This is a genomic window from uncultured Maribacter sp., from assembly GCF_947495965.1.
Classification (GTDB): domain Bacteria; phylum Bacteroidota; class Bacteroidia; order Flavobacteriales; family Flavobacteriaceae; genus Maribacter_B.
Genome location: NZ_CANMBB010000004.1, coordinates 85,861 through 99,249 on the forward strand (window position 1 = coordinate 85,861; position 13,389 = coordinate 99,249).

Below are 13,389 nucleotides of genomic sequence, written 5' to 3' on the forward strand. Positions count from 1 at the left end.
TTTTCTAAAGAAAGGTAAAAAGCATACAATGAAAGACAATCAAACAATATTACAAGATAAATTAAAAGCATCTAAATTAGGTGGTGGTCAAGAACGTATTAAAAAACAGCATGCTAAAGGAAAACTAACGGCACATGAGCGTATTCATTTTTTATTAGATGAGGGTTCTTTTGAAGAAATGGGTGCTTTAGTAACGCACCGTACTAAAGATTTTGGTATGGATAAGCAGGTTTTTTACGGAGATGGTGTAGTTACAGGTTACGGTACAATTAATAGTAGACAGGTATATGTTTTTGCGCAAGATTTTACTGTTTTTGGAGGAGCTTTATCCGAAACACATGCCGAAAAAATATGCAAAGTAATGGATATGGCTATGAAAATAGGGGTGCCATTAATTGGTTTAAATGATAGTGGAGGGGCACGTATTCAAGAAGGAGTTAGGTCTTTAGGAGGATATGCCGATATTTTTCATAAAAACGTAATGGCATCGGGAGTAATTCCTCAAATTTCTGCTATTATGGGACCCTGTGCAGGTGGTGCTGTTTATTCTCCTGCAATGACAGATTTTACGTTAATGGTAGAAAACTCTAGTTATATGTTTGTTACTGGACCCAATGTGGTAAAAACAGTAACAAATGAAGAAGTAACATCAGAAGAATTAGGAGGAGCTAGTACACACGCTACCAAATCTGGGGTTACCCATTTAACTGCTGCTAATGATATTGCATGTATAAACCAAATAAAGCAATTGGTTAGTTATATGCCACAAAATTGTGAGGATACTCCAGAACAATTACCTTATGTATTAGGAGAAGAAATAAGAGACGTTTTAGAAGAAATAGTGCCAGAAAATGCAAATCAGCCTTATGATATGCGTCATGTAATTAATGGTATTATTGATGAAGAATCTTTTTTTGAAATACATAAAGATTACGCAGAAAATATTGTAGTTGGTTTTGCTAGAATTGCAGGAAAAAGTATTGGTATTGTTGCCAATCAGCCTATAAGTTTAGCTGGTGTTTTAGATGTAGAAGCATCTAAAAAAGCGGCAAGATTTACACGTTTTTGCGATTGTTTTAATATTCCTTTATTAGTATTAGTAGATGTCCCAGGGTTTTTGCCAGGAACAGATCAAGAATGGAATGGGATTATTACTAACGGCGCAAAATTATTATACGCTTTAAGTGAAGCTACGGTACCAAAAATTACAGTAATTACTCGTAAAGCTTATGGTGGTGCCTATGATGTAATGAATTCTAAACATATTGGTGCCGATATGAATTATGCATGGCCAGGAGCAGAAATTGCTGTGATGGGAGCAAAAGGCGCAAGTGAAATTATTTTTAGAAAAGAAATAGCTTCTGCAGAAGATTCAGAAGCAAAACTTATAGAAAAAGAAAAAGAGTATGCAGATAAATTTGCAAACCCTTATAGTGCAGCAGAAAGAGGTTTTATAGATGAGGTTATTTTACCTAAGGACACCCGTAAAAAACTTATAAAAGCTTTTGCAATGTTAGAAAATAAAAGTGTTACATTGCCTAAAAAGAAGCATGGAAACATCCCTTTATAAGTAAGTAACTTAGGGGAAAGACACTGCGTTTATAGGAAAATAATTTAAAATTCGAGGCTATCCTCGGAGCATTTAAATCTCAATTATCGAGTAAATAAAATAGAATGGATACAAAAACGATGTTTAAAGAATTTTCAGAAACATCTTCTAAGGAATGGACTTCTATTATTGAGGAAAATTTAAAAGGAGCCAGTTTTGAAGAAACTTTAGTTTGGCAATCTGCAGAAGGGATACAAGTAGCTCCTTTTTACCATAAAGATTTAAAAGGTTCAGAAACGCTAACGTCACTACAAACTAAAACTTGGAAAATTGGTCAGTTCATTACGGTAATAGATGCTGTTAGTGCAAATAAACAAGCAGTATCTTCCTTAAATGGCGGCGCGGAAAATTTATGTTTCTATATTACATCCGAAGAAATAAATATAAGTTTATTACTCTACGAAATCGATTTAGATAAGATTTCCATATACTTTAATTTTTCTTTTTTATCCTCTAATTATATTAAAGATATACTAAGTTTTATAGGTAAATCTAGGAACAATATATTCTTTAATGTTGCTATTCTAAGTAACCTTGGCACCTCTGGAAACTGGTTTACAAATAAAGAAACCGATTTTAAAATTTTAGATGAAATTGTAGATTTGGGTGTGCCAAATGTGTTAATGGTTAATGCAGCATCTTACCAAAATGCAGGAGCAAATATGGTAGAGCAGTTAGCAATATCTATAGCCCATGTAAATGAGTATTTTTCTTATTTTGAGGAAAGAAAAGAATTGGAGAAAATAAAAACCATAACTTTTAAATTAGCTATTGGTACCAATTATTTTTTTGAAATAGCAAAACTTAGAGCACTTCGCATCTTATGTAATGTATTACAAGAGGTTTATAATACCACAATTCAAATACATATTATAACAGAACCTACAAAGCGTAATAAAACATTGTATGACTATAATGTAAATATGCTTAGAACTACAACAGAGGGTATGTCTGCAGTTTTAGGAGGGGCAAATACAGTATTTAATATGCCTTATGACGCTATTTTTCATGCTAGTAATGATTTTGGAGAGAGAATAGCTTTAAATCAACTTTTGTTATTAAAAGAAGAAAGCTCTTTAGATAAAGTAAATAACCCTGCAGATGGTTCTTATTATATAGAAAGTATTACAAATCAGTTAGCAGAAAAAGCATTAGAACTATTTAAAGAAATAGAAAATGGTGGCGGCTTTATAGAATCTTTGAAAAAAGGAGAAATTCAAAAGATAATATACAAAAGCGCATTAAAGGAACAAGAAAAATTTAATACAAATGAAGAGGTTCTTGTTGGTACTAATAAGTATAGAAATCTTACGGATAAAATGAAGCAAAATTTAGATTTTGTACCATTTGCATCAGATATTTTAAAAAATACAGAAGTAGAGCCTATTGTAGAGAGAAGGTTAGCTGAAAAACTAGAACAAGAAATTTTAAAAGATGAGTAGAAAAGATTTTCAACATATAACCTTAAAAGAAAGTTCTAAAAGTTCTGTGTCAATAACAGAGGAAGAAAAACATACTACTGCAGAAGGTATTGCAATTAAAAAACAATATGAGGAAGATGCAATTAAAGGGGTTCCTCATTTAAATTTTGTTGCAGGAACACCTCCTTTTCTTAGGGGGCCTTATGCAACCATGTATGTGCAACGCCCATGGACAATAAGGCAATATGCAGGTTTTTCTACTGCAGAAGAAAGTAATGCTTTTTATAAACGAAATTTAAAAGGTGGTCAAAAAGGATTATCTGTTGCTTTTGATTTGCCAACCCATAGAGGTTATGATAGCGATCATGAAAGAGTAGTTGGCGATGTTGGTAAGGCAGGTGTAGCAATAGATTCTGTTGAGGATATGAAAATTTTGTTTGATAGTATACCGTTAGATAAGATGTCGGTTTCTATGACCATGAATGGTGCCGTATTACCAATTATGGCATTTTATATTGTAGCAGCAGAAGAACAAGGAGTAGATGCTAAATTACTTTCTGGAACAATACAAAATGATATTTTAAAGGAGTTTATGGTTCGTAATACCTATATATATCCACCAAAACCATCTATGCAAATTGTTTCCGATATTTTTGAATATACGAGTAAAAACATGCCTAAATTTAATAGCATTAGTATCTCTGGATATCATATGCATGAAGCTGGAGCAACTGCAGATATAGAGTTGGCTTATACTTTGGCAGATGGTTTAGAGTATATTAGAACAGGACTTGCTGCAGGCATGAAAATTGACGATTTTGCACCAAGACTTTCTTTTTTCTGGGGAATAGGAATGAACCATTTTATGGAAATTGCTAAAATGCGTGCAGGTCGTATGTTATGGGCAAAATTGGTAAATCAATTTAACCCAACAAATAAAAAATCATTAGCATTACGTACACATTGCCAAACTAGCGGATGGAGTCTTACAGAGCAAGATCCATTTAATAATGTAGCAAGAACAACTATAGAGGCTGCAGCTGCTGTTTTTGGAGGAACACAAAGCTTACATACCAATGCTTTAGATGAGGCTATAGCATTACCTACAGACTTCTCGGCAAGAATAGCAAGAGAAACACAAATATTTTTACAAGAAGAAACCAAAATTACGAAGACTGTAGATCCATGGGCAGGTAGTTATTATGTAGAAAGTTTAACCAATGACCTTGTTGCAAAAGCATGGGAATTGTTAGAAGAAGTAGAAGGCCTTGGAGGAATGACAAAAGCTATTGAAGCTGGTATTCCTAAAATGAGGATAGAAGAAGCTGCTGCAAGAAAACAAGCTCGTATAGATAGTGGGCAAGATGTTATTGTTGGAGTAAATAAATATATTTTAGAAGAAGATGAGGAGCTCCAAATTTTAGAGGTAGATAATGCTGAGGTACGCCGTAAGCAATTAGAACGTTTAAAGAATATAAAAGGAAAGAGAAATTCTGTAAAAGTAAAAGAAGCTTTAGATAAACTAACCCAAGCGGCAGATTATAAAATGAATTCTCCTTCTAAGATTATAGATAAAGATGAATTTAATTTATTAGCTTTAGCTGTAAATGCAGCAAGAGAAAGAGCTACATTAGGAGAAATAAGTGACGCTTTAGAGAAAGTTTTTGGGCGTCATAAAGCAATAATAAAAGCAATATCTGGAGTGTATTCTAAAGAGATTAAAAATGATGATGGTTTTGAGAAAGCCAAAAAAATGACAGATGCTTTTGCAAAACAAGACGGCCGTAGACCAAGAATTATGATTGCCAAAATGGGACAAGATGGTCATGATCGTGGAGCAAAAGTAATTGCAACTGGTTACGCAGATATTGGTTTTGATGTAGATATAGGACCACTTTTTCAGACTCCAGAAGAAGTTGCCAGGCAGGCGGTAGAGAATGATGTACACATACTAGGAGTTTCATCATTAGCAGCGGGGCATAAAACTTTAGTGCCTACAGTAATAAAGGAACTAAAAAAATATGGAAGAGAAGATATAATGGTAATTGTTGGGGGCGTTATACCAAAACAAGATTATCCTTTTTTATTAGAGGCTGGAGCCGTAGCTGTATTTGGACCAGGGACAAAAATAAGTGCTGCCGCAATACAAATATTAGAGATTTTATTAGACAACGATTAAGCCTGTTTTTAGGCTTTTTCAGCATCAATAAGTTTGTGAAAAGATTTAATCTTTTCGTCTTCATTAACTAATTTAGTAGTGCATTGTTCTAAAAACCTAAGAAAAGAATCTTTTTCATCAGAAGAAAATCCTTCGGTAAGGAAATGAATAACACCTAGTCTTGAGGGTTGCGTTTTATCTATTAAAGCAATTCCTTTTTTAGTTAATCTAAGACGTTTTTTTCTACGGTCTTGCCCATCTTCAAACTGTTTTATCAATTTCTTATCTAAAAGTACATTGATAAGATTCGTTATATTTGCTCTAGAAACATTTAAAGATTCTGCTAATTCGCTAGCCATAAGGTCTTTAACGTGTTTTTCTCTTTTGAAAAAAGGAAGATTAGGATTGCCTGAAAGGTGCAATAATATAAGCCATTGTTGTGTGGTTAGACCAACTTTTAAATAGACATCATCACCAATCTTTTTAAGTTGATTAGCTAAATCAAAAATACTTAATACAATAGATTCTTCAATGCTTTTATTAATCATGGTGTGTTTAGTTTATGTATAAAAATGGCGTGCAAATATATAATTTATATGCTTAATTATATAGTTTGTTAACTACTTTTAGTTGGGTTTGTATAAATAATTCTTTATTAGGAATTTTATCTTCAAAAGAATTAGCAGGATAATGTTTATAAGTAGCATAAGAATAAGAGTATAGTTCAAATCTTTGTCTTGCAATATAGTTTTGCATGGATATTTTGGAACGATAATCTCTTAATGCATTAATGTCTATATAACTGTTTGCTACCATACTATCTCCCGTGCCAGCTTCAGAAAGTACATGTCCTTCAAAATGTACAATTTTAGATAATCCATCCGTACTTGCAAATGGGAATTCTATTCCAGAAATACCTGCAGAGTTTGCAGAAACGGTGTAGGCCATATTTTCAATAGAACGAGCTCTTTTTGCAATATCTTTATGTGTTAAATTAGGGCTGCCGGCTTCAGAAGAAGAATGTAAAAATATTTCTGCTCCTCGCATCATTAAGCAGCGTGCAATTTCTGGGTATAATATTTCTTCAGATGCAATACAGGCTAATTTTCCAAGTTTTGTATTTGCAACAGGAAACAAGGATTCTTCACCATATAGTTTTATATATTTATCCAGAACATCATGAGGTGTGGGGGCAAACATAGAATTTAAACGTCTATATTTTAAAATAAGTTCTCCTTCATCATCTATAATAAAGCTACTTTGGAAATATAAGTCTGGAAAATTTTCATCCAATTCATAAAAATTACCAGATAAAAAAATAGATTCTTTTTTACAGAACTCTTTCATTTGCGAAAAAAGAGTATGATCTGTAGTTATACAAGCTTTGTTATGCCATTCTTTTATAGATTCTCCAAAAGGGAAGCTAGTTAAAAAATATTCTGGTAATACAACTAGTTTTAAATCTGGGCCTATAAATTTTTTAGAACCACTAGTTTGTGCTAATACAGTATTTAATGTTTTTTGCATTAATGCATGAGCAGATTCCTTGTCTTTACAAGAGTTTATTGCTGCACATTCTATTTGTAGCGCTAAAGCTTTGTATCTTTTTATCAATGGATATTTTTTTAATGATTTTCTTAAAGTTACATAAAATAGTTAACATTATTAACTATTTTATGTAAGAAATTCATTCTTTCTGTGATAAAAGATATTAAAGTTATTAATTAGTAAGTTTAAACTCTAATTCTTGAATTGGGGTATTTTTTGTTGGTTCTGTTTTTTCAATAATTTGCCAGCTTACACCTGCAGTATCTTTAAAAACAAAAGCATTTTCTTCAAATTCATTCTTTAGTATTTGTGTAGGGTTTAGTTTATGTTCTAAAACTAATTTATGAACCATTTTTAGTTTGGGGGTATAAAAAGAATGAAGTGTAATTCCTTTTTCGCCTACTTTTTGTTTATCAGATTTATTGGTTTTATCTCCTCTTGGAATAAAAAATTTCATTTTACCACAAATATTATTAGGAGACACAAATCCTTGGTACCAATGACTATAGCCAGGTTCCATTTGAAAAACACGTTTAGGACCTTTTAACCAATCGCCATCTATAGCAGGCGCTTCTTCTGCCTGTAGTCCTAAAGCAGAAGATAAATAAGACATTTGTTCTAAAGATGTGGCATTAATAACAAAATCATGATGTGTAAATTCACTTGTTTTAAGAGCAGTATCATCTTCAATAGTACCATAACCTGGAATTTTGTACCCATAACGTTGAAAGAAAATATGATTAAAAAACTCTCCATAAACAGCATTTTCACGGACTATTATTGGTCTATTAAAAAAATCTTTCTCTTCAGTATTTAATCCAAAAAGGTCATCTGCAATAGGCTCTGTAGGTAGCCATGGTTTCTTACCATCTTCTCTTGCAGTTTGGTATATATCAAATAATCTAAAAATATCATTGGTGCGCATAACAGCTATTCTTGAACCAATAGTTTCTACAGGAGCATAACCAATACCTTCTCCAAGTGGTTTTTCCCATTCTAATATACGTAACAAGCCATGGCTATCTATGGTACCATTTTGTAAACGGTATGAGGTAAGTTTAGAGTCTACACCATAAAGTGTTTTAGCTTTTTTTGCAGTAATAGAAGAACTATCTATTACTTTAAAACCAAAGTCTCCAAAGTATTTTTTTGCATATTCCGCATTACTTACACCAATCATTACTTCATATAATCCACTAATGCCAGTGTCTGGCAGTTTTTGTGTTACAGCTTTTGTTGTCATAAAATGTATAGTTAATAGTAAAGTGTATTTTCTTAAAAACATAGTACAGTTTTAAGAACCAATGTTAAGTATAAGTTTTCCAAAATTTTCTCCTGTATATAACATTTTCAAAGCAGATGAAAAGTTTTCTAGCCCAAAAATGGTATGCTCTTTTACTTTAATTTTACCGTCATTAATCCATTCCGCAATTTCTTTTACTGCAGCAGGCCATTGCTCAACATAATCAAAAACAATAATGCCGTTCATTTTGCCTCTTGCAGATACTATTTTCATATAATTTTTAGGGCCGTGAATATTTGCCATATCATTATATTGTGAAATAGCGCCACAGATAACAACACGTGCACCACGAGCTAAGTTTAAAAGAGCAATATCTAAGGTAGGACCGCCAACATTATCAAAAAATATGTGAATACCGTTAGGAGCAAACTTTTTTAATTGTTGGTCAATATCTTCTGTTTTGTAATTAATGGCATAATCAAATCCACATTCTTCTATTAGGAATTTGCATTTTGCATCACTACCTGCAGAGCCAATAACAGTGCAACCTTTTATTTTTGCAATTTGCCCTACAGTAGAACCCACTATACCTGCTGCACCAGAAATATATACTATATCTCCAGAAACTGGTTCTCCTCTTTTTAGAAGTCCAAAATAGGCGGTCATTCCCGGCATTCCTAAAATTCCTAAGTGATGAGAAATTTTACTGTTAGATATATCTAAAGGAGTAAGTCCTTCTCCATTAGAAATACAATAATTTTGTGCGCCTAATAATCCAGATAGATAGCTACCTTCTTTAAATTTGGAGTTTTTAGATTGTATTACTTGTCCTGCAGAAAATGTTCTAACAACAGCTCCAATTTCTATTCCTTTAATGTAGGTTGTTCCCTCGTTCATCCAACCTCTAATGGCTGGGTCTAAAGAAATATCATGTATTTTAATTAAGATTTCTCCGTCCTTAATTTCATTTAGTTCTTCAATTATAACGTCAAAATTACTATCTTCTATTTCTCTTTTTGGTCTATTAGCTAAAATTACCTTTGTGTTTTTCATTTCATCTGGTATTTGTAAAAGCATACGTAGGTTTTATACTTCATTTTTATAGAAGCATGTTAAATGTGCTTCAATTTTATCTAAAAATACAAAAAAATAGTTAACATTGTAAATAATTAACTATATTAACTAAAATTTTAAATATTACATTTGTTTTGATAAGGAGAAGGAAAGTTACAATAGACAATAAAAACATCCATTTTTACATTTTGGGTGCAGGCCCTGCTTTAGTAATGTTTCATCCATCTCCTCATTCTGGAGAGTTGCTACTGCCTTTGGCTAAAGAGTTAGCTTTAGATTATACCGTTATTTGTGTAGATACCCCAGGTTATGGTAAGTCTGATGCATTACCTAATAAGCCTATTGATTTAACAAATTATACTGCGGTATTTCATGCGTTTTTTAATAAACTTAATATGGAACAACCAGTTTTATATGGTTCTGCAACGGGAGCTCAAATAGCAATAAGATATGCTTTAGACTATCCTAATGAAGTGTCTCATATTTTTTTAGATAATGCAGCTCATTTTAATGATGCTTTAAGAGCAAGAATATTAAAACATTATTTTCCAGATTTAACTCCAGAATTAAGTGGTAGTCATATTAGAAAAGTTTGGGAAATTACAAATAAAATGTTTCAGTATTTTCCTTGGTGTTTTAATGAAGAAGAATATGCATTACATAGACCACAATTACCCAAAGAAGCTTTGCATGGTATAGCATTAGATTTTTTTAAGGCAGGAAAAGATTATTATGTAGCATATGAAACTGCTTTTAAACATGAAAAAGCAGAATATGTGCAAGAACTTAAAGTGCCTACTACTATTTTTAGATGGAAAGGAAGTATCATTAAGCCTTATATAGATGATTTGCTAAGTTTTAAATTTCCAAGTTGTGTAGAAACAGTTTCAATACCTGAAAGCCATGTAGAAAGAAATTTAGAAATGATAAAGCAACTGCGTAATAAAACAAAAAGGCTCGTAAGTTATAGTCTTCCTGAAGCATTAAATATAGAACCCAAAAAAGAAGCTAAAGCTAAAGGAGTTACGCCTAAAAAGACTTTGCCAAAGGTTTTAGAAAACGGCTCTCATTTTATAGAAGCGTGGGAATTACTTAAACGCTATAACCCAGAACTTAATGCTGTAGAATTACAAGATTTAATGATTGAATGGTTTTCAAAAAGTAAAAATTAGTAATATGAAATCTATATTTAAATTTCTAGGAATAAATTTTCCTGTTTTTTTTAGTGCAGAAAGTTTTAGTAAAAATAATGAAGAAATATCCAGTGACCTTTCTTTAATAGAAGGAGAGTGGGATAATTTTCAACAATACTGGCAAGAAAATACAGAAGAAGAAATTCATGGTATTAAAACGGATGATTTACACAGGCATTTATCATTAAAAATAAAAAAAGAAAAGAAGGGAACTTTTTTAATAGAAGTAAGAGAGGGTAGAAACGGAGAAAATTTTATAGAAAATCTACATTTCTCAATAGAAGACCTAAAAAATAATAATGTTAAACTAAGGGGAGATACTCTTTTTATAAAAGGAGAAAATCATTTTAAAAACAAAGATGCCTATAAGTTTATTAGAGTAAGAAAATTTTCTGGTTGGATAGAATATCCTATAACAGAAGATAATGTACATCATCAAGGAAATCTTGAAATTCATGATCAAGGAGGTATGGCAGAGTTAGCTATTGATGGTGTAGATTATACCGTAGAATTAACGCAATTAATTTATGGTAAAAAATTAGAAATCATGAAGCTTGCTGTTTATGACATGCCCTTAAATAAGGTGGGTATTAATAGCACTTCTATTAGCTATACTTGGGTAAACCCAGATGCAAAAAGAATAGGAATAAATTTAAGGAAAGTTATTTCTGGCTGGACATTTATTGAGCCAGGTTTAGTTAATCAGAATACCTGGAGAAAAAAAGAAGAATAATGAATGCTATTTATAAGTCTAAAGGAAATCATATAGTTGTTATTGGCAGTAATAGCGGAATAGGAGTAGCTTTAGTACAACAACTATTAGAAACCGGAGCAATAGTAATTGGTGCAGATATACAGGACAAATCTAAAATAACAAATAAAGAAGGTTACTTCTATTTAAAAACAAATCCGTTAGATACAGAATCTGTTAAACAGTTAGTGAGTTTTGTAAAAAATAAGACAGATGAAATTATTGGCTTAGTAAATTTATCTGGAGCTATTACGCATTTTAAATCTATAGAAGAAATAAGTCAAGAAGAATGGAACCACACCTATGATATTAGTTTTAAAAGTTGTTTTAATTCTTGTAAAGCATTTTTACCTTTATTAAGAAAAAACACCAATTCTTCTATTGTAAACATGTCTTCTGGTTTAGCCTTTATAGGGCAAAAAAACTATGGCCCTTATACTGCAGGAAAAGCATCTGTTATAGCTTTTAGCAAAACTTTAGCTGCAGAAGTTGCGCCAGAAATTAGAGTAAACACTCTTGCTCCAGGAGCAGTAGACACTAATTTTATTTATAAAGAAGATGGTACTACGCGTTTTAACAAAGAGCAATATAAAAAGATAGTCCCTTTAGGAAATGTAGGTAAATCAGAAGAAATTAGTTCTGTTATCCTATTTTTATTAAGTGATGGTGCAGTACATATAACAGGGCAATGTTTGCATGTTAATGGCGGTGCGGGAATGCATTAATAAGTTTATCCCATGGTTCCTTTTACCAAACCACCATCTACAGAAATAGTTTGTCCAGAGATATAACTACTATGTGGCGATAATAGCCAAAGTGCTAAAGATGCAAAATCTTCTGGCTTTCCTATTTTTTCCATTGCAGCTTGTTTAGCTACAGAAGCTCTAACCTCAGATTCCGGAATTCCTTTAAGTTCACTATTTTTCTTAAATAAATTTTCCATGCGTTGTGTAGCATGAAATCCAGGGCCAAGAATGTTTAAGGTAACCCCAGAAGTTCCTATTTCTTGAGAAAGTGTTTTTACATAACCCACTACAGCTAATCGCATGGCGTTGCTAAGTACTAAATTTTCTATAGGCTGTTTTACAGAGACACTTTCTATGTAAAGTAAACGCCCATATTGTTGCTCCATCATTTTAGGTAGTAGGGCTTGTGTTAACCCAATTTTCCAACGTACTACAGTTTTGTAAGCATCATCCCAATCTGTTAATTTTGTTTCCAAAACAGGCATTGCCGGTGGTCCGCCAGAGTTAATAACTGCTCCTGTTAAAACTCTATTTCCTATAGTATTTAAGATAGTATCCAAAACTTTTTCATCCGATAAATCGCCAGCAATTATTTCTATGTTATCACTTAATTTTTGAAGTTCTTTTAGTTTTTCAATAGTACGGGCAACTGCAATAACTTTAGCGTTCTCAGAAATTAATTGTTCTGTAATTGCTTTACCAAAACCGCTTGTTGCACCACCAACTAAAAACAGTTTATTGTTAAGATGTAAGTTCATTTTGTTTATTTATTATTTTTTTGAAAAAGAAAATTACTCCCACAGCAATTATACACATTACTACACCATAAACACCTGCTGTAGCGGCCATCTTTGGTTCGTTTAATAATCCTGCAGAAAGTGCAATTGTCATTCCTAGAACATTATTTTGCATACCAGTCTCTATAGCAATAGTAGCGGCTTGTTTGGTAGATACCTTTAAGGCTTTAGCGCTAAAAAAACCAACAGATAAAGTTATAATATTAAGTAAAATAACCCCTAAAAAAGAAGCTTTAATAAAAAACCAACTATCGCCAATTTCTTCAAGTTTCATAACCATTAGTACTAGAGCTAAAACAATTACTATTCCAGAACCCCAAGAAATTACGGGTTTGCTTTTTTCTGAGAAATCTGGAAATTTATTATTAATGTACATACCAATAAGTACTGGTAGCGCAGTTAATTTAAAAATATTTAGAATTGTTGGTCCAATTGGTAATTGTATGTTTTTAGAGGCTGCCCCTAAAATAGTATCTAACGAAAAGTTTATAATAAAAGGAATTGTAACAATGGTAACTAAACTTGTAATAGCAGTTAAGCTTATAGATAAGGCTGTGTCTCCTTTAGCTAAGTGCGAAAATAAATTAGAAACAGCGCCGCCAGGACAAGAGGCTACAACCATTAACCCCATTGCAATCATAGGTTGCATAGGGATAATAGAAATAATGGTGAATGCTATTATAGGAACCATAACAATTTGATTAAATAAACCAATAAAAATGGCTTTTGGAGCTGTACCAACACGTTTAAAATCTTTAGCGGTTAGTGTAAGTCCCATTCCTAACATAACTAGAAATAAAATAGTTTGAAGAATGACAGGTATGTATGTTAAAATTTGCTCTGTCATTT

At 32.1% G+C, this 13,389-nt stretch carries 12 protein-coding genes; 6 read left to right on the plus strand and 6 right to left on the minus strand.

Annotated elements, in window-relative coordinates; all coding sequences use genetic code 11:
- Positions 1–28 precede the first annotated feature (28 nt).
- The 3 genes from Q0820_RS09845 (at position 29) to scpA (ending at position 5,209) form a co-directional block, all read left to right on the plus strand.
- Positions 29–1,570 carry an acyl-CoA carboxylase subunit beta gene (locus Q0820_RS09845; RefSeq protein WP_298487425.1) on the plus strand — a complete coding sequence of 514 codons (1,542 nt, stop codon included), beginning with the start codon at positions 29–31 and terminating at the stop codon, positions 1,568–1,570.
- A 104-nt stretch (positions 1,571–1,674) separates the two neighbouring features.
- Positions 1,675–3,051, plus strand: a complete 1,377-nt coding sequence (locus Q0820_RS09850) for a methylmalonyl-CoA mutase subunit beta (RefSeq protein WP_298487427.1) — start codon at positions 1,675–1,677, stop codon at positions 3,049–3,051.
- Positions 3,044–5,209, plus strand: coding sequence for a methylmalonyl-CoA mutase (gene scpA, locus Q0820_RS09855; RefSeq protein WP_298487429.1), 2,166 nt, complete (start codon positions 3,044–3,046; stop codon positions 5,207–5,209). Before Q0820_RS09850 ends, scpA begins: the two co-directional genes overlap by 8 nt.
- Positions 5,210–5,217: 8 nt before the next feature.
- Here scpA and Q0820_RS09860 read toward each other — a convergent pair whose 3' ends face one another.
- The 4 genes from Q0820_RS09860 to Q0820_RS09875 all read right to left on the minus strand — a co-directional run bounded on the left by Q0820_RS09860 (position 5,218) and on the right by Q0820_RS09875 (position 9,056).
- Positions 5,218–5,736 carry a MarR family transcriptional regulator gene (locus tag Q0820_RS09860; RefSeq protein ID WP_298487431.1) on the minus strand — a complete coding sequence of 173 codons (519 nt, stop codon included), beginning with the start codon at positions 5,734–5,736 and terminating at the stop codon, positions 5,218–5,220.
- A gap of 52 nt (positions 5,737–5,788) precedes the next feature.
- On the minus strand, positions 5,789–6,802 hold the full coding sequence (locus Q0820_RS09865; protein WP_298487433.1) for a nitrilase-related carbon-nitrogen hydrolase: 1,014 nt from the start codon (positions 6,800–6,802) through the stop codon (positions 5,789–5,791).
- A 106-nt stretch (positions 6,803–6,908) separates the two neighbouring features.
- Entirely contained in the window at positions 6,909–8,021 is a 1,113-nt protein-coding gene (locus tag Q0820_RS09870) for a hypothetical protein (protein WP_298487435.1), read from the minus strand.
- Positions 8,022–8,030: 9 nt separating this feature from the next.
- A complete protein-coding gene (locus Q0820_RS09875) occupies positions 8,031–9,056 on the minus strand; it encodes an NADP-dependent oxidoreductase (RefSeq protein ID WP_298487437.1) in 1,026 nt (341 codons plus the stop codon).
- A gap of 131 nt (positions 9,057–9,187) precedes the next feature.
- On the opposite strand from Q0820_RS09875, the gene Q0820_RS09880 reads away from it, so the two are divergent.
- From Q0820_RS09880 to Q0820_RS09890, 3 genes are read left to right on the plus strand one after another with little or no spacing between them, the layout of a single operon-like run.
- A complete protein-coding gene (locus tag Q0820_RS09880; RefSeq protein WP_298487439.1) occupies positions 9,188–10,225 on the plus strand; it encodes an alpha/beta hydrolase in 1,038 nt (345 codons plus the stop codon).
- A gap of 4 nt (positions 10,226–10,229) precedes the next feature.
- Positions 10,230–10,979, plus strand: a complete 750-nt coding sequence (locus tag Q0820_RS09885) for a hypothetical protein (protein ID WP_298487441.1) — start codon at positions 10,230–10,232, stop codon at positions 10,977–10,979.
- Positions 10,979–11,722, plus strand: a complete 744-nt coding sequence (locus tag Q0820_RS09890; protein ID WP_298487443.1) for an SDR family NAD(P)-dependent oxidoreductase — start codon at positions 10,979–10,981, stop codon at positions 11,720–11,722. Before Q0820_RS09885 ends, Q0820_RS09890 begins: the two co-directional genes overlap by 1 nt.
- 5 nt (positions 11,723–11,727) lie before the next feature.
- Here Q0820_RS09890 and Q0820_RS09895 read toward each other — a convergent pair whose 3' ends face one another.
- Entirely contained in the window at positions 11,728–12,501 is a 774-nt protein-coding gene (locus Q0820_RS09895; RefSeq protein ID WP_298487445.1) for an SDR family oxidoreductase, read from the minus strand.
- Entirely contained in the window at positions 12,485–13,387 is a 903-nt protein-coding gene (locus tag Q0820_RS09900) for a bile acid:sodium symporter family protein (RefSeq protein ID WP_298487446.1), read from the minus strand. The genes Q0820_RS09895 and Q0820_RS09900 overlap by 17 nt, the downstream gene beginning before the upstream one ends.
- Positions 13,388–13,389 lie beyond the last annotated feature (2 nt).

Bases quoted from the DNA above. Each gene is read 5' to 3' on its own strand.
- Q0820_RS09900 (WP_298487446.1), bottom strand. From the start codon at position 13,387: ATGACAGAGCAAATTTTAACATACATACCTGTCATTCTTCAAACTATT.
- Q0820_RS09890 (WP_298487443.1), top strand. From the start codon at position 10,979: ATGAATGCTATTTATAAGTCTAAAGGAAATCATATAGTTGTTATTGGC.
- Q0820_RS09875 (WP_298487437.1), bottom strand. From the start codon at position 9,056: ATGCTTTTACAAATACCAGATGAAATGAAAAACACAAAGGTAATTTTA.
- Q0820_RS09860 (WP_298487431.1), bottom strand. From the start codon at position 5,736: ATGATTAATAAAAGCATTGAAGAATCTATTGTATTAAGTATTTTTGAT.
- scpA (WP_298487429.1), top strand. From the start codon at position 3,044: ATGAGTAGAAAAGATTTTCAACATATAACCTTAAAAGAAAGTTCTAAA.
- Q0820_RS09850 (WP_298487427.1), top strand. From the start codon at position 1,675: ATGGATACAAAAACGATGTTTAAAGAATTTTCAGAAACATCTTCTAAG.
- Q0820_RS09895 (WP_298487445.1), bottom strand. From the start codon at position 12,501: ATGAACTTACATCTTAACAATAAACTGTTTTTAGTTGGTGGTGCAACA.
- Q0820_RS09885 (WP_298487441.1), top strand. From the start codon at position 10,230: ATGAAATCTATATTTAAATTTCTAGGAATAAATTTTCCTGTTTTTTTT.
- Q0820_RS09845 (WP_298487425.1), top strand. From the start codon at position 29: ATGAAAGACAATCAAACAATATTACAAGATAAATTAAAAGCATCTAAA.
- Q0820_RS09870 (WP_298487435.1), bottom strand. From the start codon at position 8,021: ATGTTTTTAAGAAAATACACTTTACTATTAACTATACATTTTATGACA.